Annotated in this window: 23 protein-coding genes and 1 pseudogene; 16 read left to right on the top strand and 8 right to left on the bottom strand. The window is 46.3% G+C overall.

The genetic code is table 11. The features are described 5' to 3' along the window. Positions 1-92: 92 nt before the first annotated feature. Positions 93-1,436, bottom strand: a complete 1,344-nt coding sequence (gor, locus tag D0A37_RS05185) for a glutathione-disulfide reductase (RefSeq protein ID WP_242721934.1) — start codon at positions 1,434-1,436, stop codon at positions 93-95. Positions 1,437-1,961: 525 nt separating this feature from the next. On the opposite strand from gor, the gene D0A37_RS05180 reads away from it, so the two are divergent. The 3 genes from D0A37_RS05180 to D0A37_RS05170 all read left to right on the top strand — a co-directional run bounded on the left by D0A37_RS05180 (position 1,962) and on the right by D0A37_RS05170 (position 8,148). Beyond that, positions 1,962-6,245 carry a HEAT repeat domain-containing protein gene (locus D0A37_RS05180; protein ID WP_242721931.1) on the top strand — a complete coding sequence of 1,428 codons (4,284 nt, stop codon included), beginning with the start codon at positions 1,962-1,964 and terminating at the stop codon, positions 6,243-6,245. 113 nt (positions 6,246-6,358) lie between these two features. After that, entirely contained in the window at positions 6,359-7,060 is a 702-nt protein-coding gene (locus D0A37_RS05175) for a Uma2 family endonuclease (protein WP_242721928.1), read from the top strand. A gap of 323 nt (positions 7,061-7,383) precedes the next feature. Further along, positions 7,384-8,148 (top strand): ABC transporter ATP-binding protein, encoded by a 765-nt coding sequence (locus D0A37_RS05170; RefSeq protein WP_242721926.1) that lies wholly within the window; start codon positions 7,384-7,386, stop codon positions 8,146-8,148. A gap of 171 nt (positions 8,149-8,319) precedes the next feature. On the opposite strand, the gene D0A37_RS05165 is transcribed toward D0A37_RS05170, so the two are convergent. The 4 genes from D0A37_RS05165 to tadA all read right to left on the bottom strand — a co-directional run bounded on the left by D0A37_RS05165 (position 8,320) and on the right by tadA (position 10,557). Continuing rightward, positions 8,320-8,676: a hypothetical protein gene (locus D0A37_RS05165; protein ID WP_445242484.1), complete on the bottom strand. Its 357-nt coding sequence runs from the start codon at positions 8,674-8,676 to the stop codon at positions 8,320-8,322. A 24-nt stretch (positions 8,677-8,700) separates the two neighbouring features. Continuing rightward, positions 8,701-9,048 (bottom strand): hypothetical protein, encoded by a 348-nt coding sequence (locus tag D0A37_RS05160; protein WP_242721920.1) that lies wholly within the window; start codon positions 9,046-9,048, stop codon positions 8,701-8,703. Further along, on the bottom strand, positions 9,045-9,716 hold the full coding sequence (locus D0A37_RS05155) for a lysophospholipid acyltransferase family protein (RefSeq protein WP_242721917.1): 672 nt from the start codon (positions 9,714-9,716) through the stop codon (positions 9,045-9,047). The genes D0A37_RS05160 and D0A37_RS05155 overlap by 4 nt, the downstream gene beginning before the upstream one ends. A gap of 340 nt (positions 9,717-10,056) precedes the next feature. Continuing rightward, positions 10,057-10,557, bottom strand: coding sequence for a tRNA adenosine(34) deaminase TadA (gene tadA, locus D0A37_RS05150; protein WP_445242483.1), 501 nt, complete (start codon positions 10,555-10,557; stop codon positions 10,057-10,059). A 78-nt stretch (positions 10,558-10,635) separates the two neighbouring features. On the opposite strand from tadA, the gene D0A37_RS05145 reads away from it, so the two are divergent. The 3 genes from D0A37_RS05145 to D0A37_RS05135 all read left to right on the top strand — a co-directional run bounded on the left by D0A37_RS05145 (position 10,636) and on the right by D0A37_RS05135 (position 12,547). Continuing rightward, positions 10,636-11,232 carry a TerB family tellurite resistance protein gene (locus tag D0A37_RS05145; protein ID WP_242721915.1) on the top strand — a complete coding sequence of 199 codons (597 nt, stop codon included), beginning with the start codon at positions 10,636-10,638 and terminating at the stop codon, positions 11,230-11,232. Between the two features lie 308 nt (positions 11,233-11,540). Next, the gene (gene menB / locus D0A37_RS05140) at positions 11,541-12,374 is read left to right on the top strand and encodes a 1,4-dihydroxy-2-naphthoyl-CoA synthase (RefSeq protein ID WP_242721913.1); all 834 of its coding nucleotides are present in this window, start codon (positions 11,541-11,543) and stop codon (positions 12,372-12,374) included. Beyond that, positions 12,362-12,547: a hypothetical protein gene (locus D0A37_RS05135; RefSeq protein ID WP_242721911.1), complete on the top strand. Its 186-nt coding sequence runs from the start codon at positions 12,362-12,364 to the stop codon at positions 12,545-12,547. The genes menB and D0A37_RS05135 overlap by 13 nt, the downstream gene beginning before the upstream one ends. A 50-nt stretch (positions 12,548-12,597) precedes the next feature. Here D0A37_RS05135 and D0A37_RS05130 read toward each other — a convergent pair whose 3' ends face one another. Then, a complete protein-coding gene (locus D0A37_RS05130; protein ID WP_242721909.1) occupies positions 12,598-12,927 on the bottom strand; it encodes a hypothetical protein in 330 nt (109 codons plus the stop codon). Between the two features lie 551 nt (positions 12,928-13,478). Between D0A37_RS05130 and D0A37_RS05125 the strand changes: the two genes are divergently transcribed. The 7 genes from D0A37_RS05125 to D0A37_RS05095 all read left to right on the top strand — a co-directional run bounded on the left by D0A37_RS05125 (position 13,479) and on the right by D0A37_RS05095 (position 20,476). After that, a complete protein-coding gene (locus D0A37_RS05125; RefSeq protein ID WP_242721907.1) occupies positions 13,479-14,693 on the top strand; it encodes an RNA-guided endonuclease InsQ/TnpB family protein in 1,215 nt (404 codons plus the stop codon). Positions 14,694-14,753: 60 nt separating this feature from the next. Then, a complete protein-coding gene (locus D0A37_RS05120; RefSeq protein ID WP_242721905.1) occupies positions 14,754-16,010 on the top strand; it encodes an SPOR domain-containing protein in 1,257 nt (418 codons plus the stop codon). 268 nt (positions 16,011-16,278) lie between these two features. Beyond that, on the top strand, positions 16,279-16,983 hold the full coding sequence (locus tag D0A37_RS05115; RefSeq protein WP_242721903.1) for a PspA/IM30 family protein: 705 nt from the start codon (positions 16,279-16,281) through the stop codon (positions 16,981-16,983). A 234-nt stretch (positions 16,984-17,217) separates the two neighbouring features. Further along, positions 17,218-18,420, top strand: coding sequence for an RNA-guided endonuclease InsQ/TnpB family protein (locus tag D0A37_RS05110; protein WP_242721900.1), 1,203 nt, complete (start codon positions 17,218-17,220; stop codon positions 18,418-18,420). A 199-nt stretch (positions 18,421-18,619) separates the two neighbouring features. Further along, positions 18,620-19,405, top strand: a complete 786-nt coding sequence (locus D0A37_RS05105) for a PspA/IM30 family protein (protein ID WP_006635936.1) — start codon at positions 18,620-18,622, stop codon at positions 19,403-19,405. A gap of 392 nt (positions 19,406-19,797) precedes the next feature. Further along, on the top strand, positions 19,798-20,208 hold the full coding sequence (locus D0A37_RS05100) for a hypothetical protein (RefSeq protein ID WP_242721898.1): 411 nt from the start codon (positions 19,798-19,800) through the stop codon (positions 20,206-20,208). Positions 20,209-20,338: 130 nt separating this feature from the next. Next, positions 20,339-20,476 (top strand): hypothetical protein, encoded by a 138-nt coding sequence (locus D0A37_RS05095; RefSeq protein ID WP_242721896.1) that lies wholly within the window; start codon positions 20,339-20,341, stop codon positions 20,474-20,476. A gap of 27 nt (positions 20,477-20,503) precedes the next feature. Here D0A37_RS05095 and D0A37_RS28900 read toward each other — a convergent pair whose 3' ends face one another. Beyond that, complete coding sequence (locus tag D0A37_RS28900; RefSeq protein ID WP_278187155.1) at positions 20,504-20,632, bottom strand: hypothetical protein; 129 nt, start codon at positions 20,630-20,632, stop codon at positions 20,504-20,506. A gap of 141 nt (positions 20,633-20,773) precedes the next feature. On the opposite strand from D0A37_RS28900, the gene D0A37_RS05090 reads away from it, so the two are divergent. From D0A37_RS05090 to D0A37_RS05080, 3 genes are all read left to right on the top strand, one after another. Next, on the top strand, positions 20,774-20,953 hold the full coding sequence (locus D0A37_RS05090; protein WP_242721894.1) for a hypothetical protein: 180 nt from the start codon (positions 20,774-20,776) through the stop codon (positions 20,951-20,953). Positions 20,954-21,570: 617 nt separating this feature from the next. Further along, a complete protein-coding gene (locus D0A37_RS05085) occupies positions 21,571-21,870 on the top strand; it encodes a Uma2 family endonuclease (RefSeq protein WP_242721892.1) in 300 nt (99 codons plus the stop codon). A gap of 76 nt (positions 21,871-21,946) precedes the next feature. Next, positions 21,947-22,840, top strand: coding sequence for a hypothetical protein (locus D0A37_RS05080; RefSeq protein ID WP_242721890.1), 894 nt, complete (start codon positions 21,947-21,949; stop codon positions 22,838-22,840). A gap of 83 nt (positions 22,841-22,923) precedes the next feature. Here the strand turns inward: D0A37_RS05080 and D0A37_RS05075 are convergent. Then, positions 22,924-23,114, bottom strand: a pseudogene (locus tag D0A37_RS05075) (photosystem II q(b) protein); the annotation flags it as partial. Positions 23,115-23,125 lie beyond the last annotated feature (11 nt).

Below are 23,125 nucleotides of genomic sequence, written 5' to 3'. Positions count from 1 at the left end.
CCTGCCTGTTCTTCAAAATAGTTTTCTTGAGTCAGTTTTAACCGACTTTAGCTATTAGCCAGGGGTTTAAACCCCTGGCTGCTTCGCCCGCTTTACCGCAAAGTAACAAACTCTTCAGCAGTCGATGGGTGAATGCCAATAGTCGCGTCGAAGTCTTTCTTCGTAGCTCCCATATTAACAGCGATCGCCATTCCTTGAATAATCTCGCCCGCGTCTTTCCCAACCATGTGCACGCCCAAAACTCTGTCAGTATTAGTTTCAACGATTAACTTGACAAAAGTTTTCTCGTCTGCACCTGTCAAAGCGTGAAACATCGGCCGAAACTTGGCTGTGTAGCACTTAATTGAGTCGGGAAACTTTGCTCTAGCCTGCACTTCGTTTAAGCCGACGCTACCCGCTTCCGGCTGCGAAAATACCGCTGAGGGTACATTTTCGTAACTGATTGCTCTCGGATTGTTGCCAAATTCAGTATCTGCAAAAGCGCGTCCTTCGGCGATCGCAATTGGCGTTAAATTGATGCGGTTGGTGCAATCTCCGACAGCAAAAATGTGCGGCTGACTGGTGCGGCTGTCTTTGGTAACTGCGATCGCACAATTATCGATTTCTACCCCCGCATTTTCTAAAGCCAATTTGTCCAAGTTGGGCAAGCGCCCGGTAGCGCACAACAGCGCGTCTACTACTAGCGTTCCTTCGGATTTTCCCGACAAAGTTATTTTTAAGCCTTCTGGAGTTTTCTCAATGTGGTTGATCGAGCTTTCGGTCAAAATGTTTATTCCGTGCTTAATCATTCCTTCTTGCACGTTGGTGCTAATTTCTGTGTCGAAGTCGTTCAAAATTAACTCGCTGCGGATGATTTGAGTTACTTGGCTTCCCAACCCATTCATAATGCAAGCAAATTCGACGCCGATGTAGCCGCCCCCCCAAATGGCAAACCGTTTTGGCTGCTCTTTTTGGAGGAAGATTTCGCGGGAGGTAATCGCGTGTTCGATGCCGGGAATTGGGACTCTTCTGGCTTCTCCGCCGACTGCTATTAAGATTTTGGCTGCGGTAAATTTTTTGTCACCAACTTCGACGGTATGGGGGTCAATAAATTTGGCGTATCCTGAGATTAATTCGACTCCGGCTTTTTCGAGGAAGCTGATGTGCAGTTTGCTCAGCCGCCGCACTTCTGCATCTACTGTGGTGATGAGTTTTTCCCAATCGAAGCTGCTTTCTACTGGACTCCAACCGTAGCCCACCGCATCTTCATAAAGGTGCGAAAATGTTGAGGCGTACACCATCAGTTTTTTGGGGACACAGCCGCGAATTACGCAGGTTCCGCCTACTAAGTCATTTTCGGCGATCGCCACTTTTGCGCCGTAGGATGCTGCTCGCTTGGAACTCGCTAATCCGCCGGAACCCGCACCTATCACAAACAAGTCGTAGTCGTATGTCATAATTGTCTGTACCTTTTTATCGCCAACTTACCAATTTTACGCTTTACTTTTCTTAATGATATCTCAAAAATTTTTTGTTTTTTTTGGGGTCAACTACTTTACTTTTTGCCATTTACCAGGTACTATTAAACAATAGGAATCTGTGCCTTAATATAAAATTGCTCACACTCCCATTATTAGAGTATAACACAAGCAAACGACAAAAAAAATATAAAAATTTTACTCTTTTGAGAGCGCTACCAAGAAGGAAAGACCTAATTGTCGATCGCTCGTTATAGCCGAGTCGAACTCCCGTAAATCCCTGTAAAAAAGCGCAACTTTGATGCTCTTCCCGATTTTTAAGGGGTAGTAGGGGGCAACAATCAGGGGGGATCGGGGCTAATCGCAGCGCAGCGATAGAAAACTGATACTACCCTAACCTATCGGGCCAATCAGGGGAGATTATTACCCTACAGTTTTGGAGAATTTCATCAATCCTTGATAATTGCTATATTATAAAGATAAATTAATTCTCGGGCTAGCTTTATGATCGAGTGGCTGGTACTCTGGGGAGCAACGGAAGCAGTAGGCATTCTCGTTAAACCCATATTAGAAGATTTAGTCAAAGACGGCGCGAAGGATTTTGCTAAAGATTTTTTTAAAGATTCCCTGAAAAACGTCTTATTAGGCGAAAAAGACCCGCGAAAAGTCGCAGCGGGCCAAGCGATCAAAAAGTTTCTGGAGTTGGTGCAACGGCAGTTAAAAAACGGCAGCCTTTCCCCCGAGGAAAGTAAGGGGTATATTCAAGATGTTAAACAGTTTATCAATAACAAGTCTGTTAAGGAAATTTTGGGCAAGGCTTTTGAGAGCGATCGCGAATCTCTCGATGCAGAACTTCTGGAACAAACCTGGAATCAACTAGATTTAACTCCTTTACCAGGAAGATTTAAGTGGGAAAGAATCGCTAATCAGTATCTCGAAGAAGTTCAAGGAATTCTCTTTGACTCAAAAGACTTGCGCGATATCTTGAATGCTCAAAATCTGGAGAGAATTCAGAAAAATACTCAAGAAACGGCGGGGATTATCCCCGAATTTGACTTGAGGCAATATCAAGAAGCTCTGTGCGAGCGTTACAGCAATCTCAATTTAAGCAGCGTCGATCCCAATACCTACGATTATCGGGAAAAACTGAAGGTTTGGCAAATCTTTATTTTCCAAGATGTGCGATCGATTTACGAATCATTTGTGCCCCAAGCTTACGAAATTCCTAAAGAACATCAACGGCGGCTGCAAGACAGCAATCAATTAGACGCGATCGATCTAGAAAATTTAGAGAAATATCGGCGCGGTTATTTTTCTCAGCCGATCGTACCCGTGTTAGATATTATCAATGACAAGCAAAAGTATCCCTACATTGTTATTTTAGGCGATCCGGGTTCTGGCAAGTCTACTCTGTTACAATATTTAGCATTAAACTGGGCGAGATCGCCCTTAAATAGCGTGACATCTCTGCCGATTCCGCTGCTAATAGAATTGCGGACTTACATTCGCAGCGGGGAATCAGGACATTGCAAGAACTTCCTGGAATTTTTCCATCAAAGTCCCGGTTCAATTTGTCACTTGAATCAGCATCAATTGCAGGAACAGCTTAAAGCAGGCGATGCTGTGGTGATGTTCGACGGGTTAGATGAAATTTTCGATGCCGGGAAACGAGAAGATGTAATTACGGCGATTCATCGGTTTACCAATGAGTATCCCCGCGTGCGAGTGATTGTCACGTCTCGGATTATTGGTTACAAACCTCAACGGTTGCAAGATGCAGAGTTTCATCACTTTATTCTCCAAGATTTGAACGCGGAACAAATTCAGGATTTTGTTGGCCGCTGGCACGAATTAACTTTTACTGATGTTGGGGAAAAAGCGCGAATTCGCGATCGCATGAAAAGAGCATTAGCGTATTCATCAACGATTCGAGATTTAGCTGGAAATCCTTTATTGTTAACGATTATGGCGATTTTAAATCGCGGGCAAGAATTGCCGAGAGACAGGGCGGAACTTTACAATCAAGCTTCGCGGGTATTGCTGTATGAATGGGATGTAGAAAGGTCTTTAGTAGAGGATAGCAGGCTCGATCCGAAAACTATTGATGCTAAAGATAAGCAAGAAATGCTGCGGCGAGTCGCTTACGAAATGCAAGCCGCACCTGAAGGCTTAGCTGGCAATATTATTAGTGCGGGAGATTTGGAGAATACCCTGACAGCATATCTAAAGAATAAAGATTTCGACAAACCGAAAGATCGGGCAAGGTTGATAATTTATCAACTGCGAACTCGCAACTTTATTTTATGTTATTTGGGTGCGGATAGTTACGGATTTGTGCATCGAACTTTTTTGGAATATTTCTGTGCGTCGGAGGTGGTATATCGATTTAAAAAAACGCGCCCACTTTGTTTAGATGAGTTGAAAACCGAAGTTTTTGGCAAGCACTGGGATGATGAATCTTGGCAGGAAGTTTTGTGCTTGATTGCGGGATTGATTGATGGAAAGTTTACAGGGAAATTGATTAAGTTTTTGAGTGAGCAGGATGGGGAAGGGCAAAAGTTCCGCAATCTGTTTTTGGCGGCGAAGTGTTTGGATGAGGTGAGGGATAGAAATGTGATTGCTGCGGTTGAGAGTCAATTGCTGGAACGCTTAAAAGAGTTAACAAAGTATGACCTCAATGACTATCATTTTCGTGATACAAAAAATATCAATCTAGTTAGGAAAATTCGCACTCAAGCAGTAGCAGCAGTAGCAGCAACTTGGAAAGATGACCCGGAAACCTTACCTTGGCTCAAGCAACGCGCTCAATTAGACGATAATTGGGATGTGCGACGTGGCGCAGTCCAAAAATTAGTACGGGGGTGGAAAAATGACTCCGAAACCTTACCTATCCTCAAACAATGCGCTCAATCTGACGCTAATTGGTATGTGCGCTCTTCAGCAGTCCAAGAATTAGTACGGGGGTGGAAAGATGACTCGGAAACCTTACCTTGGCTCAAACAACGCGCTCAATCTGACGCTAAGGGGGATGTGCGCTCTTCAGCAGTCCAAGAAATAGCACGGGGGTGGAAAGATGACCCGGAAACCTTACCTTGGCTCAAACAACGCGCTCAATCTGACGATAATTGGGATGTGCGACGTGCAGCAGTCCAAGAATTAGCACGGGGGTGGAAAGATGACCCTGAAACCTTACCTATCGTCAAACAACTGGCTCAATTTGACGAGAATTTGGCTGTGCGCTATTCAGCAGTCCAAGAATTAGTACGGGGTTGGAAAGATGACCCCGAAACCTTACCTATCCTCAAACAATTCGCTCAATCTGACCATAATTCGGATGTGCGACGTGCAGCAGTCCAAGAATTAGTACGGGGGTGGAAAGATGACCCCGAAACCTTAACTTGGCTCAAACAACTGGCTCAATCAGACCATAATTCGGTTGTGCGACGTGGCGCAGTCCAAGAAATAGCACGGCGGTGGAAAGATGATGCAGAAACCTTACCTTGGCTCCAACAACGCGCTCAATCTGACGATAATTGGGATGTGCGACAAACAGCAGTCCAAGAATTAGTACGGGGGTGGAAAGATGACCCCGAAACCTTACCTATCCTCAAACAAGGCGCTCAATCTGACCATAATTCAAATCTGCGAAAAACAGCAGTCCAAGAATTAGTACGGGGGTGGAAAGATGACCCCGAAACCTTACCTATCCTCAAACAACTGGCTCAATTTGACGAGAATTTGGCTGTGCGCTATTCAGCAGTCCAAGAATTAGTACGGGGTTGGAAAGATGACCCCGAAACCTTACCTATCCTCAAACAATTCGCTCAATCTGACCATAATTCGGATGTGCGACGTGCAGCAGTCCAAGAATTAGTACGGGGGTGGAAAGATGACCCCGAAACCTTACCTATCCTCAAACAACTGGCTCAATCAGACCATAATTCGGTTGTGCGACGTGGCGCAGTCCAAGAAATAGCACGGGAGTGGAAAGATGACCCCGAAACCTTACCTATCCTCAAACAATTCGCTCAATCTGACGATGATTCGGATGGGCGACGTGCAGCATTCCAAGAAATAGCACGGGGGTGGAAAGATGACCCCGAAACCTTACCTTGGCTCAAACAACTGGCTCAATCAGACCATAATTCGGTTGTGCGCTCTTCAGCAGTCCAAGAAGTAGCACGGAGGTGGAAAGATGACCCCGAAACCTTACCTTGGCTCAAACAACTGACTCAATCAGACCATAATTCGGTTGTGCGCTCTTCAGCAGTCCAAGAATTAGCACGGGGGTGGAAAGATGACCCCGAAACCTTACCTCTCTTCACACAAGTGGCTCAATCTGATGATAATCCTGCTGTGCGCTCTTCAGCAGTCCCAGAATTAGCATGGGGGTGGAAAGATCCCCTCAAAACCTTACCTCGGATCAAACAACGCGCTCAATCACACTATGATTCTGCTGTGCGAAAAACAGCAGTTCAAGAATTAGTACGGGGGTGGAAAAATGACCCCACAACCTTATCTTGGCTCAAACAACGCGCTCAATTTGACGAGAATTCTGTTGTGCGACAAACAGCAGTTCAAGAATTAGTACGGGAGTGGAAAAATGACCCAGAAACCTTACCTTTGCTCAAACAACTGGCTCAATCTGACGATAATTCTGTTGTGCGACAAACAGCAGTCCAAGAATTAGTACGGGGGTGGAAAGATGACCCAGAACTCTTACCTATCCTCAAACAATGCCCTCAATCAGATGATACTCAAGGTAAACAACTCTCCCTGTTTTCCTAGGAAAAGTTGACCGAATTAGAGAAGCTGTAATCTCAACAAAAAAAGTATCTACAAATTATGCTAGTTCAAAAAATAGTATAATTAATATCAGATAGTTCTCGGAGACAACCACTATGCAAGTCACGACCGAAGAAATTATTTATCCATGCAGCGACGGTCAACCAATGGCAGATAGCACAATTCAATACAAATTAATTGTCAAAATCAAAGAAGGTTGCGAATCGCTGTTTAAAAACCACCCAAACGTGTTTGTAGCAGCCGATTTACTGTGGTATCCAGTTGAAGGTAGACCAGACATTTCTCAAGCACCCGATGTCATGGTAATATTTGGCAGACCAAAGGGCGATCGACGTTCCTACCTGCAATTTAACGAAGATAATATTGCTCCCCAAGTTGCGTTTGAGATTCGCTCTCACAACGATAGACAAACCAAGATGTACAAAAAACTTTCATTTTACAATCGCTATGGAGTCGATGAATATTACCTTTACGATCCCGAAAACAACGATTTGAGCGGTTGGCAAAGAATTGAAGGAAACTTAGAATTAATTGAGCCGATGGAGGGCTGGGTAAGTCCGAGATTGGGAGTGCGATTTGATTTGGGCGAAGCTGGGTTAGAAATATATCGACCCGATGGACAAAGGTTTCTTTCCTATGCGGAATTGGAGGAACAGGGGGAATTAAACCGCCAGCGTGCCGAACAAGAAGCTCAAAGAGCCGAACAAGAAGCTCAAAGAGCCGAACAAGAAGCTCAAAGGGCAGAACGTTTGGCAGCAAAACTGCGCGAATTGAACATCGATCCTGAGAGCATTTAAGCGACAAATAGTTTAATTTAGGGCTTACGCATCAAGACCACAGAAACCGCGTTTTTTATGGTTTATGCGCGCTGTAGCGAATGATTTTCGTGAAAAAACCCGGTTTCTCACCACCCTTGTGTAAGTCCCATAATTACAACTTGTCCGACTTGTTTAAAGTCGCGAAGCAATCTCCATTCTTCGGGATTGGTTCACTCCAATCCGCTGCATTTGCAATGACGCCTGATACTGAAATTAGCGTCCAAACGATCGCCCTTCCACCCGCCAAAATCGATAAGAAGTGTTAACTTAGTAGTTAGTTGTGTCGATCGCACAGAAAAAAAATGCCTGAACTACAAACCGATACATACCAAGACCTCGACCCGCAAGTCCTCTCAAAGCCCGTTGTTGTCGGTCTGGAAGAGGTAACAAAAGTTTACGGGATTGGCGACCTGGAAGTTCGCGCCTTAAACGGCGTCAGCTTGACCGTAAGACAAGGAGAATATTGCTCGATTATGGGCGCGTCGGGTTCCGGCAAATCTACAGCTATGAATATTATCGGCTGTCTCGATCGACCTACGAGCGGCAGTTACTACTTAGACGGCGTAGATGTCGCCCAAATGCCCGAAGAAGAATTAGCCGGAATTCGCAATTTAAAATTAGGTTTTGTATTCCAACAATTTCACCTGTTACCTCAATTGACCGCGTTAGAAAATGTCATGTTACCGATGGTATATGCCGGCATTCCCGCAGCAGAAAGACGCGAACGGGGAGTAGATGCTTTAACAAAAGTAGGCTTGGAAAGTCGGCTGCAAAACAGACCGAATCAACTATCAGGAGGACAGCAGCAGCGCGTAGCCATCGCCAGGGCTATTGTCAACCGTCCTGTATTGCTGCTGGCTGATGAACCTACAGGTGCATTGGATACAAAAACAACTCAAGAAGTAATGGATATTTTTACAGAATTCAACGAAAGCGGCATGACTGTTGTTATGGTAACGCACGAACCCGAAGTAGCACGCCAAACTCGCCGCGTTGTCTGGTTCCGCGATGGGAAAGTTATTCATAACAATCTCAACCCCGAAGAGCTTTCACAGGCCGTATTTTAGTATAAGAGTCTGCAAAAATTCGGCGATTGAAATCGCTTCCAGACAAACAAAGCCCACCTGCGCGGACTGTGAAGAATAGATAATATATCAGTCCTCATAGCGAGGGATTTAGCTATTAGACAGGGGTTTTCAACCCCTGGCGGACTAATAGACAAAACGCCAGATATGTGATTAATGAAAAGCACTCGGAAAAGCTTCCCAAACTCGATCGACAAAATCTCTAAGTTGCCGAGATGCGATCGCACCATCCTTTTTCTCAGCATCCAGAGAGTGCAACTCAGTCAACAGTGAAATTACCTCAGTATCAAAAGCCTCCCGAAACAAGCTCAGCGGCCAAAGCAAATCAGCACCATTTCGCAAATCGGATAAAGTGTATTCTGCCGATAAATCCTTCCCCGACGCCGATACAACTAACATCAAAGGGCGCACCCAACAAACTTGACGTGCCTCAACCACTTGGATCACCTCGGAATGCAGGCACGCATCTCCACATTCTAAACTAACAATTTGACCAGGCTTAAAGTTCAAAGCACAATCCATTAATGCTCACACTTAATACAGACATAACAAAGCAGCCAAATAAGTGCTGCATCTCTCCACAGCACCCGAAAACATTATATCATAATTCCTTCTTCCTTCTTCCCTCTTCCTTCTTCCTTCTTCCTTCTTCCTTCTTCCCTCTTCCTTCTTCCTTCTTCCTTCTTCCTTCTTCCTTCTTCCTTCTTCCTTCTTCCTTCTTCCTTCTTCCTTCTTCCTCCTTCCTTCTTCCGACTGCCATCGGACTGACATCGGACTGACATCCGTTACATCCGTTACATAATCCGTTGCCGAACTTCCTTCTTCCTGACATCCGTTACATCCGTTACATAATCCGTTGCCGAACTTCCTTCTTCTCCTCAACTTTCATCCAGCTTTTTAAGATCCATTTCGAGCTGGGCACTCAACAATCGTGCTTCTTTTTTACCACCGCCACCATTGGCATAATCCGCCACGGAAATCGGAGCACCGATCGCAATTTTTACCTGAGCACCCCATTGAGGAATACGGGGGCGATAGCGGATACTCATCGGTACAATTTTTACCCCCAAACCCGGTTTGCTCAACTCTGCTTGCATTGCCAAACGAGCCAATCCCGGCTTAATCGGATGAACTTCGCCATCCTGAAAAATGCCACCTTCGGGAAAAATCACCAACATTTCCCTGTCGAGGAGTAGTTCCACCCCATAACGGAGAGTGCCAATTGCCGGATGCTTGAGATCCACAGGAAACCCTCCCAAATTTCTGATGAACCAACCTTGCAGTCCTTTGACCTCATCAGCAGTTACCATAAACCGCAAATCGCGTCCAGTCACCTTCTGTCCAGTTGAATAAGGCATCATCAGGGCATCCCACCGGGAGCGGTGCGTAGGGGCTAAGATGACAGGCCCGTCTTTGGGCAAGTGCTCCTGTCCGGTTATCTCAATCTTGCCAAAATGAAACGGTAGGACAACATAGTGACCTAGCGGATAGAGCAAGGAGGTTAACCAAGGAGAAACGCGAGAGGTATTAGATGCTACCTTGGCAGGCATTGGCTTCACTAGAGATAATTTACTGGACTCAACGGCGATCCTGGCGGTGTGGGGCATAGCAATTAAGCTGCTTTCTCGAGATCTAAAATCTAAAGTAAGTGATTGGACAAATCTTTAGTTTTTGGGTCGGGACAGTTTTGCTATTGGCCTTGTACCGATCGAGCGATCGCGCCCGCAAGAGATCATCTCTAACAGGTAAAACCTCAGCCAACCGGACAGCACTAATACAGAGCAGTCGGCCGCCTGGAAAGCTGGAGGGGGCAATTACGGATCTATTATTTCAGTTAAAGGGTCAATTTCGATTAAACCTCGCCTAGAAGAGAGTAAAAAATTTTACCTGTTAAATTTTGCGGCGTGCTTCAAACCAAGAAAGCAACTGATCGCGGCAAACAGACTCCATAATACCGCCGAGCACCTCTAAGCGGTGACACGAATGCGCGCTATCGGGAATATTAGCTGCAGTCCGAATCGTGCCAGTTTTCGGGTCATCTGCTCCGTATACCAGCAGACCAATCCGAGCTTGGACGATCGCACCAGCACACATCGGGCAAGGCTCCAGGGTTACATAGAGCGTGCATTGGTTAAGATGCCAGTCTTGCAAAACTTGGCCGGCAGCCCGCAAAGCCAAGATTTCAGCGTGAGCAGTCGGATCGCAGTCTCGCTCTCGCCGATTTTGCGCTTCGGCAATCAATTTGCCAGTACGGTCAACAATGGTAGCACCAACAGGTACTTCACCAGCATCACCGGCTGCTTGCGCCAATTCCACAGCCCTAGCCATCCAGCGTTTGTGAATAAAATAAGTAGTATCACTAATAGACAACGGCTCAGTTTTGGAATTCACGTCATACCTACGTCACAGAAAAACTTAAGATCGAGAAAGAAAGTTACATTACAGCTTAATAGAAAGTCATTTTTAATTATGGACACCACCACGATCACCACTGAAATTGTTGAGCTGTTGTGCCGCATTACTCGGCAAAAGCTGCGCGAACAAGATATCACTCCTTTGGTAGTGTTTCTGACTGCTCTAATTTCCATCCTGCGCGGAGTGATGATTATTGACAGGACGATCGCAGTTGAAGAAGAAGAACGGCTGCAAAAGACTCTCAAAGCCTTTGCCAGCGGCGACCGCGATCGGGTAGAACTAATTCAGCGCCTTGTCAAAGGAGTCTCCAAACAGCAGGTTTACTTCAACCCCACGGAATTACTAACCCTGACAGCTTTCTTCTCAGAATCAGAAAAACTGTTGCTTATCGGTTCCGGCTATGAAATGTCAGCGGCCGACGGACACATCGATATGCGGGAGCAAATGTACTTACAGTCGATCGCCAATCGGCTCGGCCTCGACTCCAGACACATTGCAGTCATAGACACTTTATTTACTAAAGAAGGAACCCTCGACTCAGAAGCTTTTAGCGAAGTTCAAGCTTTACTCGATCCCAGCGAATTCGAGTCCCGCGATCCGGTATTTGGCAAAGCAGCAAAGCACTTGCTGAGTATTTTAGTCCGCAAATAATCCAGGGCATATAAATTTTGGGCCAGTAAAAGTAGTGAGAGAGGATTTCGAGGATTTGACGCTGTTTCCAATTGAGATGGGAATTGGGCGCTCTTACCCTCAAAAACCGGGTTCTTTAACCCCTACCAAGAGTGCGGCACGGAGTATGTTGGTGAAAAACCAGGTTTCTGCCTCAGTCCCGCTTTATTTTTTTTGCAAGAGTCGATCGACCCTTGTATCTCATTGAACCTAATCCATCTAAAATCTAAAAGCGACTTGTCGCTGCCTTGATAGACCCAGATCGGTCTCAAATCTAAAATTGATTAATTATGCAAATTGAATGGCAAACCGCCAAAACCTACGAAGACATTCTCTATCACAAAAGTGGCGGCACCGCCAAAATTACCATCAATCGGCCTCACAAACGGAACGCTTTCCGTCCCAAAACCGTGCAGGAACTGTGCGATGCCTTTACTGATGCCCGCGAAGATACAAAAATCGGCGTTGTCCTTTTCACAGGTGCGGGGCCTCATACAGACGGCAAATACGCCTTTTGCGCGGGTGGCGACCAAAGCGTGCGGGGTACGGCGGGATATGTAGATGAAGGTGGCATACCCCGGTTGAACGTGCTCGACTTGCAGAAGTTGATTCGATCTATGCCCAAAGTTGTAATTGCTTTAGTTGCAGGCTACGCAATAGGAGGCGGTCACGTTCTGCACTTAATTTGCGACTTGACGATCGCTGCTGACAATGCTATTTTCGGACAGACCGGCCCCAAAGTCGGCAGTTTCGACGGTGGTTTCGGAGCTAGCTATCTCGCCAGAGTTGTCGGCCAGAAAAAAGCCAGAGAAATTTGGTTTTTATGCCGCCAGTACAGCGCACAGCAAGCCCTAGAAATGGGTTTAGTCAACTGCGTCGTACCCGTCGAACAACTAGAACTAGAAGGGATTCAATGGGCGGCGGAAATTCTAGAAAAAAGTCCGATCGCGATTCGCTGTTTGAAATCTGCTTTTAATGCCGACTGCGACGGTCAAGCCGGTTTGCAAGAACTGGCGGGAAATGCCACTTTGCTGTACTATATGACCCAGGAAGGCGCCGAAGGCAAACAAGCCTTTTTGGAAAAACGGCAACCTGATTTTAGTCAATATCCTTGGCTGCCATAACGGAATGGAGAAATCAGTTTTTTTTGTGCGCTCAGATGAAAGTAGATGCTGCTGATTTTTATGAGTTAGTCAAGTCAAATGCACCCGATCGTCCAAAAGTGTCAGTATTGATACCAGTTCCCAAAAAGGACGAAACTGCTTTGTCAGATGCAAACCATGATAGCGATCAGTGATTCCCCAATCGAAAATCGAAAATGGTATTAGCTATCCTGCTGCGGACTAACTAAACTGATACTGCTGCTGCCGATTTTTCGGTTAACGTTGTGCCTGTAAGCTGGCAGGCATGACGCTCAGAAATAGTAACGGTGGCATCCTGCAGCGTCCGAGTCGATTCTTGCCACATTCCAATTTCTTCTATGTTTTCCCAAGATGACCTAAAAGGCGAAACCGCTAAAGCACAAGCTTTCCAGTGACTTTGAACCGGCCCGCTTAGTAGAGCGCAAACACCCCCGCGTCTGCCCTCAGGTGTATAGTGACGGCAGTGACCACAAGCTGAAGTTAAAGGTGAAGTTAAGGAGGTTTGCATAAAAGTTCTTAGGGAAATCATTTTCATCTCTAATTCTCCTTTGTAGAGCTAGCCTACCTTAGAGCCCCCCAGCCTTTATTCTGTCTGGCTTGTAGCGATCCCCGGAGCATAAGTAAATTTTATAATTTATTTATAATCTCGTTATATATAGAAACAATTAGCTCGGTACTGGCTCATTGTATAGGTAAAAACAAAGGTTAAAACTTTATAAAGCCGTCAGGGATCAATAAAAAGTACAAAAGCGGAACGACTATGAGAGTTTATAAATAAGCGGTAGCTCAGGATACAAAAACCTGCTGAGAGTTTCGGTAAGCTGCCTCGGGGAAACAGAAATAATTAAGTTTTCAAAGGAAAATAAAAAATAGCTGCCGACGATCGACAGCAGGCGATCGTGTCCCTGTTGCATGGACGCCAAAAGTAGCTAATCATAAAATAGGCAACTTTTCAAGCTTCTTGTTTATATCTACCAAAATTTTGGGGTGGGAGCCTCGCCCATAAGCGGGCGACTTTAAGGGGTTCTAAGAAATCCTTAGACGATTTGTAGACTTGCTGTATACTAAGTCAAAGAGGTGAAGCAAGTGTTTAATTTGACGTTTGAATTTAAGTTGAAGCCCACAGCGACACAAATAACAGTTTTTGAAGATTGGCTAGAACAGTGCCGCAAGGTGTACAACTATGCCCTAAGAGAACGCAAAGACTGGTACAACTCACGCAAATGTCAGATCAACTCTTGCTCCATTCGCTCCGAGTATATTATTACTGCTGAGGTGCCTAGACCAACATATTCAAGTCAGTGCAAGGCTTTAACAGCATACAGGAAGACCAGCCCCGCATTGCAGCGAGTCAACGCTCAGGTGTTGCAACAAACGCTGCGGAGATTGGAAAAAGCTTTCGTCAGTATGTGGGAGCAAAATCACGGGTTTCCTCGGTTCAAAAAACAGGGGGCTTTGAGGTCTTTGAGTTTCCCACAGTTGGGGGCAACTTTCCATCAAGGCAACCGCTTTAAATTGCCTGGAATTGGCTCGATAAAATTTTGTCAGTCGCGTCCCATCCCCCAGGGCGCAAGCGTCAAACAAGCTCGCGTCGTGAGACGGTCTAGTGGCTGGTATATAATGTTGACTTTGCAATGGGATGTCTCAATTCCCGATATCATTCCTCACGGCAATCCCGTAGGAATTGATGTAGGGTTGACTAATTTGCTTGCGACTTCTAACGGGCTTTTAATTAAAAGAACGAGGTTTTTTGCTGACGCAGAACGCAAGCTTAAATTGCTGCAAAAGCGCGTTACTAGAAAAAAAATCGGGTCAAATAATTGGAAAAAGGCTCAGAAAAAAGTCGCTTTGCTGCATGAATACGTGGGAAACTGCCGAAAAGATTGGCATCGCAAGTTGTCACATCAAATCTGTGATGACGCGGGTATGGTGTTTGTCGAAGACCTTAATCTGGTCGAACTGAAAGCGGGGACGTTAGGTAAGCACTGCTTAGATGCTGGGTTTGGGCAATTCTTCAACATATTGGAGCAAACTTGCTTTAAGCGCGGCGTGTATTTCCAGAAAGTAGAGGCTAAAAAGACTAGCCAAATCTGTCCCAATTGCCTTAACGAAACAGGCAAAAAAGAGTTATCAGAACGAACTCACTCGTGTCACAATTGCGGCTATACAACCGACAGAGATGTCGCAGCCGCACAAGTAGTGCTCAAGCGAGGACTTGCAGCCGTAGGACATACGGTCAAGATGCTTGCCGAGGGTAAATTCATTGGAATCCCTGCGAAGCAAGAATCCCCACGCCTTTAGGCCCGGGAGTGTCAAAATCAAAACATTAAAATTAATTCAGAGGCGGTAGGAGTTTTGCTAATGAGTAAGCGTTCTTCGGTGGAATCCCCAAATCATCAATCCTCTTCAACCCCAATCAAGCCTGCTTTGCAAGCAGTCCTGGGGAGTCTAGATGTAAACCTAGAAGCAGAATTGACAACATACAGAAGGCACAGGAGGCGCGCCGAACAGTGGGTGTCGCCCTCAGTTCGTACCGGCAAGCAAACAGCCACAACCGAGCAACAGCTAGCCCAAAATTTGGCGCCGGAGACTGCGGAGGAAACCCAGCAGCCGCTATCGCTGCCCCTATCCCTTGCGGGCACTCAGGGCGATGCCCCGCTAGCAACTACCAGGGGTGGCACAAAATTATCTAGCAGTGCCTTGGCACCCAACAATTATCTCGAATCAAGCGAAAAACTGATCGAAAGTTTGGACGAGTCAAAAGCTGAGCCTACGGTAGAACGCAGTTTAGCCGCCAGTTTGTTAACTCCCTTGGGACTGAGTTCGATGCTGCTGTTTTTGCTATCGTGCACAGCTTTGGGCTACGCAGTTATGTACCCGTCAAATCTAGTTAAGATGGCCGGCCTGAACCGTTTGCTCGATCGCAACGCACCCTCTTCAAGCGACAGTCCCGCCTCTACTTCCCCCTCAGATACCAGCACCAAGGAATTGCCGAAAGCTCCAAATCTGGTATCCAAAGAATTTGTCGAGCTAGATTTGAGCACTCTCAGCAATGTCCAGCCGACAGTCAGCCCGATTCCTTCCCCGTCACCAAAAGCCTCAATCCCGCCAACTCCCCCAGCGCCTCCGGGCCCCAGCGGGGTTGTGCCGATTCCTACAGAAGACGGCAACCCGCCCAGAGGCAGGGAACAAGGACTCAATAATCTGAGTACGGCTTTGCTTCCCAGTCCCAGCCCCAGCGCCGCCCAGCCTGTGCCGACTCTGCCGACACTGCCTCCAACACCCTCTCCAGCCCAGCCGACAGCCACATCCCCAGCAGCAGCATCCCCAGCAGCAGCATCCCCAGCAGCAGCATCCCCAGCAGCAGCATCCCCAGCCGCCGCATCCCCGCTGGGAAGGCCTACACGGGCGGCGGACGGTTTCTATTACGTTGTCACCGATTACACCGACGAAAAATCGCTGCAGCAAGCCAGAACCGCAGTTCCCGATGCCTACGTGCGGAACTTCTCAAAGGGTGTCAAGATCCAAATGGGGGCTTTGAACGATCCTGCTTCAGCAGAACGTTTGGTGAAAGAACTCCAAGAAAAAGGGGTGAAGCCACAATACTATCAGCCATAAATTAGGCAAAGACAATTAAACTGATGATCGGGGAGTAGGTGGGGCCGAGGCACGAACCCTCCGTTTCGCTTCACCCAACATTTGCTCAGTTTTGATGGGTAATGCTCGGGCCCTACCCATCCTAAAAATAATCATGATGACCTAACTTAGAGGGAATTAAAATTTCAAAATTAAAAATTAAAAAGACGATTGAGGAGTTTTCATTTTTAGTTTTTAATTTTGATTTCTGTGTCTTAATTCTAAAGTTGAAAATCGGGAGACTGGCAAAATGGGATTATTCGATCGCCTATGGCGAGTGATTCGAGCCAATATTAACAGTTTGGTCGGGGCGGCCGAAGACCCAGAAAAAATTCTGGAACAGGCTGTAATGGATATGCAGGAAGATTTAGTGCAGCTCAGACAAGCTGTGGCAGGGGCGATTGCAGCTCAAAAACGCACTGAACGCCAGTGTTCCCAAGCTGAGTCTACAGCAGCAGAATGGTATCAGCGGGCCCAGCTAGCTTTGCAAAAAGGCGAGGAAAATTTGGCGCGGGAAGCTCTGACGCGCAAGAAATCTTATCAAGAAACGGCCACGGCGATGAAAGCCAGTCTGGATCAGCAATCGGCTGTTGTGACTAAACTTAAAGAAAATATGCGGGCGCTCGAAAGTAAAATTTCTGAGGCAAAATCTAAAAAAGATATGTACATTGCCCGAGCTCGATCGGCGGCATCGTCGGAAAGGCTGCAAGAAATGATGGGCAATCTCAGTAGCGGCAGCGCTTTGAGCGCCTTTGAACGGATGGAAGAGAAAGTCATGCAGCTAGAAGCTCGCTCCGAAGCCATCGCAGAACTCGGAACTAATGATTTAGAAAAGAAGTTTCTCTCTCTCGAAGGTGCCGACGATGTGGATACCGAGTTGGCGGCGATGAAAGCACAAATGCTTCCGGGCAAGAATACACCCAAATTGCCGTCGAGCGAGCCGCCCGCATCCTGAACCCCAGGCAACAGAACAATAGTCGGGACAAGCAAAAACTTCTCAACAGCCTAGCTAGAGATGGCTCGAAGCCTGTTGGGGAATTCCCGGATCGAAGTTAAACTCAACTAGAACAGCAGGAGTCCCGTACTCTACCTGAAAGGTGAGTGTCGGGAGGAATGCGCGGCAGATTGAGGGGTTCGATACCCCGAAAGCTGCCAATACGCTACAATAGCAACAGCAAAACTTCACGCTTTGAAAAGGTCCCAAGTTCTTACAGTCTCTTGCAAATTGGAAGTATCGCAGCAGCAGGTTGAAAAGCTGAATGCGGTACTGACTGCCTTTGCAAAATGCTGTGAGTACGTGAACACCTATACACCCGAAAAGCTGACGAATCAGATTGCTGTTCAGTCCTTGATTTACAAGGAAGCGCGATCGCATTCTGGGCTGTCTGCTCAAATGACGATTCACGCAATTCGTAGAGTTTGCGCTAATCGCAAAACGGCAAAGCAAAAGGGTAAGCCCGTTAAGAAGTTTGCCCCCACTTCTGCCACTTACGACGCGAGAACTTTCACCTTCGGCGAATCGGATTGGTTGGTCAGCTTGACCATGCTGAAGGGCAGAGAAAAGTTTAAGCTGCACATTGGTAATTACCAAAAACACTTGCTGCAGGGACAAGACCCCAAAACGGCAACTTTGGTAAAGCGCAACGATGGTAGCTTTTATCTGAACATTCAGCTTGAGTCTGAGCCACCAGAGAAACAAAAGACTGATGATGTCTTGGGTGTTGATTTGGGACGCACAGACATTGCTTGTACATCTGCTGGAGAGAAATTCAGTGGCAAACAGGTAACACAAGCCAGAGACAGATATAGCCGTCTACGGGCTTCGTTACAGCGTAAAGCGTCCAAAGGCACAAGGTCTACTCGTAGAAGGGCGAGACAGATTTTGCAACGGTTGAGTGGACGAGAACGGAGATTCCAGACATGGCTGAACCATACCATCAGCTATCGACTGATCCAGCAAGCCAAGACATCAAATCAGGCTATTACCCTGGAAGACTTGACCGGAATCAGAGAGCGTACCAATGAACTGCCACGGTCTAAAACAGAACGGAGACGCAGCAATAGTTGGGCGTTCTACCAGTTGCGCCAATTCCTGACCTATAAAGGCGTGAAATTTGGCGTTGATGTAAGACTGGTTGATCCGCGCTATACCTCCAAAACTTGTCACTGTTGCAAGGTGATTGGCAATCGCCAAGGTAAGCGGTTTGAGTGCCTGAATGAGCGATGCGGATGGATTGGCGATGCCGATGTGAATGGAGCAAGAAATATTGCTACTTTGGGGCAGATCGTAAACCTGCCCGGAGGTTCCGAGATAATGTCCTGCTCTTTGCAGGAAGTTGTCTTGAGGGCTACTGAAAGCCCGCACTCTATGCAAAGCAAGAGTGTCGGGTAGTTTACTAGATAGGTGCATGAATAAGCTTGCCTGCATCACATTACTCGATCGCTTTAAACTGGATTTATCTGTCTGCAAAAATTGCCAAAAACTAAATCTCACTAAAAATCTGACAACAGTGAATTTCACAACTGCGGGCTAGGGCTATCAAGCCTGCTTTCCGCCTACTTCGTACACCTCACCCAGGAAAAATAGCATTATGGGATTATTTGACCGCATTAGCCGAGTCGTCAAAGCCAATCTTAACGATCTGGTCAATAAAGCTGAAGACCCGGAAAAGATTTTAGAACAGTCCGTTACGGATATGCAGGAAGACTTGGTGCAGTTGCGTCAGGCCGTTGCCAGCGCGATCGCTACTCAAAAGCGCACCCAGACTCAGTACAATCAAGCTGAATCTCAGTCTAACCAGTGGCAGCAGCGCGCTCAGCTAGCCCTGCAAAAAGGAGACGAGACTTTGGCCCGGGAAGCGCTAGTTCGGAAAAAGTCTCACGCTGAAACGGCCGCTACGCTGAAAGCCAGTCTGGATCAGCAATCGGCTCAGGTTGAAAGTCTCAAGCGCAACTTGATCGGTTTGGAGAGCAAAATTTCCGAAGCTAAGACTAAGAAGGATATGCTCAAAGCGAGGATATCCGCTGCTAAGGCTCAGGAACAGCTCAACAATACCATTGGCACATTGAATACTGGCAGTTCAATGGCAGCTTTTGATCGCATGGAAGAAAAAGTTTTGCAGATTGAAGCTCGCGCGGGAGCTTCGGCAGAATTGGCCGCCGGCGGCAGCAATTTAGAGGAACAGTTCCGCTTGCTCGAAAGCGGCGGTGATGTTGACGACGAGTTGGCTCAGATGAAAGCTCAACTGACCGGGGGTTCTGTGTCTCAAGGTCAATTGCCGGCAGCGGGTAAAACGGCAGCAGCTAGTAGCTCGGAGTCGAGTCCGGTGATTGACGCTGAGTTGGAAGAATTGCGATCGCAGCTCAATAAAATGTAGTAATCTCTATCCAAATTTACCTATTTCTCAGATCGCAGGTTTGATAGAATGCTCCGCCGACCTACAGGGCTAGCTTGGGAGGTCGGAGTTTTTTTCAGTAAGTGTTCAATACACAAAACAGGGTTGCTGTCAACTATCTTTATATTGAATTAAGGAATTAAGTCTTTAAAAAGTGATAGAGTAATTTTATTCCTTGCAAGAGAGCTAGCTTGGGAGCGAGGAGTTTTTTTCAGTAATTATTGAGTACACAAAACAGAATTGCTGTCAACTATCTTTATGTTGAATTAAGGAATTAAGTCTTTAAAAAGTGATAAAGTAATTTTATTCCTTGCAATTGCGCCGGCCACGCCTGAGCGTAAATGTAAATAACTATCAAATATCGCTAATCTGTCATGCCCGTGCAATTTTCTAGAGGCTTTTGTAAAATCAAGTTTTTCAAGGCATTAGCACTTGGTTTTTCAATTGCAGCTATTTACCCCGCACTGCTATCGGCTCTAAGTGTTAGCGAGTCGATGGTTGGTACCGACTCAGGGGTGCAAGCGCCAATTTGGCATGATAATTTACCGTCTCAATTAAAACTAAATCAAGAAATAGCAGAAGAGCGCGATCGGCTTCGTGATTTATTCTCGGGTTCAGAATTAGATAGAGGCAGTAAAGGGCAAGAAAATAGCATCCCGGAGTTGGATCAAACGACCCAAAGTGAGGCCTCAGAAACTCTCCCTCAATTGCCGAACCGAGGAGAAAATAGACACGAATTTCCGATTCTCAACCCGTGGTTGCAAAATCCGGCTCCCCTCCCATAACCCGCGCCGCCAGCACCTTTGCCTTCAGCTAAACAACTTTTGCCGCCCGCTGTTGCGGCGCCTGCAGAGCCTGCAGAATTGCTAACATTCCGGGTACGATCAAAGTCGATCGATTGGAAGTAGTTGGCAGTTGATTTACCGCGAGCCGATCGTGCAAAATCCGAGAAGAGAAATCGCGATCGGTATCGGTACCCGCAATCGAGAAAGCGATACATCTTTGCTGGGAAAGGATTTTCCGCTGTCGCCGGGAGCAGATGATCGGGGGTAGAACTCGGGTTGCGGCGCTGAGGCTGTTTCAGGATTTTACGAAGAGGCGAGAGAGAGATGTGTTGGTGGCGCGATCGCAGTTCATGGGAGTGGCAGCATTTGGCGTTACGGTGAGCAGCAGCAGCCCTGACAGTCGATTTTTAACTGGCTGGGTCAATTGCAGTATGTGCGTTTGTTGGCTCCTGAGACGCTGCTGCGGGTGCGATCGACTGTGGAATTGGCTGGGGCAGAGCTTTTGGCGATCGAACAATTCGCTAGAGGGGGCTGAGATATCTTGCGGGGTTACTGTCAGGATGCAATGCTTGGCGATAGCGGGATTTTTGATTCAGCCGATTTGCGGTATCCGATTTGGCGCGCCCCCGACAAACAACGAGTTTTGCCGGTGACGCCGTTTGGGGATTTTGGCAATGTTTGGAATCCCCGGGGAAGCGCGGTTTTGGAAGCGAATACTTTGCTGTCAGAGGGATTGCGCCTGTGATGGCTGTACGGCGAAAGGTGGAATACTTGCGGAGGCTGGGGAATTCCTTGGATTGATATTAAGTTGGGCGATCGAAGTTGGCAAGAGCGCCGGCTGTATTTTTCAATATAATTCAAACCTTTTGAGGAAAGCAGTCGTTTTGCCCTTGGCGGAACTGAGCAATTTAGCTATATAGTAATAAGTATCATTTGGCACTCATCGTTAGCTGCCAAAAGTGTATTTTACTGATAATTTTTCAATAAAACTATGTCTAAGGTGCGGTTGCTGCTTTTAAGTTCTTTTGCTGCCGGTTTTGGGCTTTGCTCAATCATTTTGGCGATGTTTACGATGACTTCCAGACTGTCGTTTATGTCTTTTTTTACCTTTGTTTTAACTTTGGTATTCTTTGGAATTAATCTGGTTTTTGCTTTGCATTATTATACATCTATTACCAAGCAATTGAGTATTAAGGGTAAAAGAAAAGCTCGAATTTAGCGGTTGTGAAGCACAAGCGGACGAAGGCATGAAGACCTCTGTATGAAATTTGAATGAAATCCAAGAAAACGCCTGGGGGTTAGGAAAACTATCGAGCTGTAAGCCATAATTATTTAAAGTCTAATTATTTAGGAGGTGCGATCGTGGTTATTGCTTCAACTAACCCGCTAAATCTTCCAGATGCGACAAAGACTCGCTTTACTCCAGATGAATACCGGGCGATCGAGGAAACTGCTGAAGAACGTCACGAATACTGTAACGGAGAGATTCTCGCTATCTCAGGTGGTTCAGAAGTCCACAGTGCGATCGCCTGTAACTTGTTAATTTACTTGGGATTTTTGCTCAGAGACACCGAAGATCGAGAACTTTGTGTTCAAGGTCTAATTGAGATTGTGCTTAATATTAATGCCTATATGGGTGTGAATCGGCTTTTCATCCCATGAGGGGGGGTCGAAATTGTTGAAGACGTGCGATCGCACTTTGATTGCCAATAAATGTAGTGTTTAAAACGTGATACCCATGTTAAAAGAATTAAAAACCATTACTCTTGCAACTCTGCTGGTATTAGGAACAGCTAAACTGGGTTCTACTGCACCTCTACCAAGTCCTAATAATCAAGGGGATTATATAGGAAGAACTTCTCATACTTATTGGGAAGTAGTAGACTCAGACCCAAAGGGGTTAAATTGTCGCATGAATTCTTCTTTTGAAGAATTTATGCGTGTTGACAACCGCACTCCATTTGATGTTTTTAATTGGTCTGTAGTTGGTGTTTTAAAACAGGGACAGCGTTTTGAGAGCTTTCCTGGTAATGCTGGTGTTACTTTCCGTGATACCAGGGGTTTACCTTGGCTTTTTGTAGGAAAAACCTACACTGCTGGTGCGGCGCAAGGTTGTTTTATTCGCGCTAATAGTCAATTTGTCCAACCAATACAGATGTCATCGACTCGCGTACAACCCCAAGCGAGTCAACCGCTTACAAGTTCCACAGCGCTGCCGATGAAGCTTGGTTTTGACGAAGGATTTGGATCGATTGTAGTACCAGAAAGCGATACCACAGCATCGGCGTATGGAGGACGCTTAAGGCGATATGATGTTCACATTGCTAAAATGTTTGAAGTAACTCACTTTATGTGTCAAGAGGGGACTTTAACACCCGGTATTACTTGGAATTACGCGGCTGGAGGTGGCAGGATTAATATGGGAAGTTTTGAAATAACCTGCCGACTTGCTAATCAAATAGCTAGTGCCTATGGTTTAGGTAAATCAGAACCTACGAATGTGACTTTTTCGGCTGGTGAAATTGGTCGCCCTGATGTCAGAAGTTTCAACATTCCCATCCTAGATATTACAGGTGATAAAGTACCACGCTGGGTAAGTTTTGTGCAGGGATTTCAACCAGTGAGGAGGTAGGGCTAACACAGATAATATGCTCTACTGTAAACAAAAAGCGCCCCTATTACTAGGAGGGTTTTTTGTCAATCAAAAGCTAAAACTTAGCCATTGATAGAAGAAGCAACCATTGCTACTGGGGTGACTTCACTTGCAGCCCAATCAAGCGGGAAGTTGTGAGCATTGCGCTCGTGCATCACTTCCATACGCAAGTTAGCGCGGTTAATCACATCAGCCAAGTATTGATGACACGACCTTGAGAGTTGATAATGGATTGGTTGAAGTTGAAGTTGCTAGGTCGATCGA

The organism is Microcoleus vaginatus HSN003 (assembly GCF_022701255.1).
Taxonomy (GTDB): Bacteria; Cyanobacteriota; Cyanobacteriia; order Cyanobacteriales; family Microcoleaceae; genus Microcoleus; species Microcoleus vaginatus_B.
Note: the sequence above shows the minus strand (reverse complement) of the source record. Positions and strands in the feature narration are given on the sequence as shown.

Coding starts and splice junctions, on each gene's coding strand:
- D0A37_RS05180 (WP_242721931.1), top strand. CDS start 1,962: ATGATCGAGTGGCTGGTACTCTGGGGAGCAACGGAAGCAGTAGGCATT.
- D0A37_RS05090 (WP_242721894.1), top strand. CDS start 20,774: ATGCTTGGCGATAGCGGGATTTTTGATTCAGCCGATTTGCGGTATCCG.
- menB (WP_242721913.1), top strand. CDS start 11,541: ATGCAAATTGAATGGCAAACCGCCAAAACCTACGAAGACATTCTCTAT.
- D0A37_RS05130 (WP_242721909.1), bottom strand. CDS start 12,927: ATGAAAATGATTTCCCTAAGAACTTTTATGCAAACCTCCTTAACTTCA.
- D0A37_RS05105 (WP_006635936.1), top strand. CDS start 18,620: ATGGGATTATTTGACCGCATTAGCCGAGTCGTCAAAGCCAATCTTAAC.
- gor (WP_242721934.1), bottom strand. CDS start 1,436: ATGACATACGACTACGACTTGTTTGTGATAGGTGCGGGTTCCGGCGGA.
- D0A37_RS05080 (WP_242721890.1), top strand. CDS start 21,947: ATGTTAAAAGAATTAAAAACCATTACTCTTGCAACTCTGCTGGTATTA.
- D0A37_RS05100 (WP_242721898.1), top strand. CDS start 19,798: ATGCCCGTGCAATTTTCTAGAGGCTTTTGTAAAATCAAGTTTTTCAAG.
- D0A37_RS05155 (WP_242721917.1), bottom strand. CDS start 9,716: ATGCCTGCCAAGGTAGCATCTAATACCTCTCGCGTTTCTCCTTGGTTA.
- D0A37_RS05120 (WP_242721905.1), top strand. CDS start 14,754: ATGAGTAAGCGTTCTTCGGTGGAATCCCCAAATCATCAATCCTCTTCA.
- D0A37_RS05115 (WP_242721903.1), top strand. CDS start 16,279: ATGGGATTATTCGATCGCCTATGGCGAGTGATTCGAGCCAATATTAAC.
- D0A37_RS05175 (WP_242721928.1), top strand. CDS start 6,359: ATGCAAGTCACGACCGAAGAAATTATTTATCCATGCAGCGACGGTCAA.
- D0A37_RS05145 (WP_242721915.1), top strand. CDS start 10,636: ATGGACACCACCACGATCACCACTGAAATTGTTGAGCTGTTGTGCCGC.
- D0A37_RS05170 (WP_242721926.1), top strand. CDS start 7,384: ATGCCTGAACTACAAACCGATACATACCAAGACCTCGACCCGCAAGTC.